General features: G+C 40.2%; 1 protein-coding gene. It reads right to left on the bottom strand.

Annotated elements, in window-relative coordinates; all coding sequences use genetic code 11:
* Nucleotides 1–101 precede the first annotated feature (101 nt).
* Nucleotides 102–824 carry a tRNA (cytosine(32)/uridine(32)-2'-O)-methyltransferase TrmJ gene (gene trmJ / locus MTF66_RS38320; RefSeq protein ID WP_248530344.1) on the bottom strand — a complete coding sequence of 241 codons (723 nt, stop codon included), beginning with the start codon at nucleotides 822–824 and terminating at the stop codon, nucleotides 102–104.
* Nucleotides 825–1,034: the final 210 nt, after the last annotated feature.

Here is a 1,034-nt window from a genome sequence, read left to right on the forward strand (position 1 = left end):
TCAGCATCAATACCTGACCTTTTTGGTCAAGTATTGAGTACATTTTAATTACCTGAGTAATTTAGTCAAGTATTATGATGAATAAAGCTTATAACCTAAACTTATTTAATAGACTTATTAATTGAGGTAAGAATACCGCGTAAGATGTTCATCTCAGCTTCTTCTGGACGTGCGCGGTTAAATAAGCGACGTAGTTTAGTCATCACCATGCCAGGGTGTTGCTTGATGATAAAACCTGTGTCGTTTAGCGTTTGCTCTAAATGCTCGTAGAACAGCTCAGTTTGCTTCGCATTTGGGTAGGTTGCTTCGTCTTCTTCTTGTACTTTTGGCTGTTTATTTAAATATGCCATACGTGTTTCATAACATAGCGTTTGCACGGCCATTGCTAGATTTAGTGAGCTGTATTCAGGGTTTGCAGGAATACATACGTGGTAGTTACATTGTTGTAGTTCTTCGTTCGTTAAACCACTGTTTTCACGACCAAACACAAGTGCAACAGGGCCATGTTCAGCCTCAGCCACTAATTTTTCACCACATTCACGCGGCTCAACCATAGGCCAAGATAAAGTACGTGAGCGTGCGCTGGTACCAATTGTTAAGCCACAATCGGCAATTGCATCAGCTAACGTATCAACAACAACTGCTTTTCCTAAAACATCCGTTGCACCGGCAGCAAGCGCACTCGCATGACTATCAATTTCACAAGCAGGATCAACTAGATATAAATTTGATAAGCCCATCGTTTTCATAGCACGTGCCGCTGAGCCAATATTACCAGAATGTGATGTGTTAACTAATACGATACGAATATCATCAAGTGTCATTGCGTTGTTACTTACTGAAAGTCAAAAATTGCGGGGATTATAACATAGGTATCAGGTATCAGGTATCAGATTTCAGATTTCAGGTATCAGATTTCAGATTTCAGATTTCAGGTTTCAGGTTTCAGATTTCAGGTTTCAGGTTTCAGGTTTCAGGTTTCAGGTTTCAGGTTTCAGGTTTCAGGTTTCAGGTTTCAGGTTTCAGGTTTCAGG

Source organism: Pseudoalteromonas sp. 2CM39R, assembly GCF_023161845.1.

What these genes read in the sequence shown, in the direction of transcription:
- trmJ (WP_248530344.1), bottom strand. Translation starts at nt 824, where the DNA reads ATGACACTTGATGATATTCGTATCGTATTAGTTAACACATCACATTCT.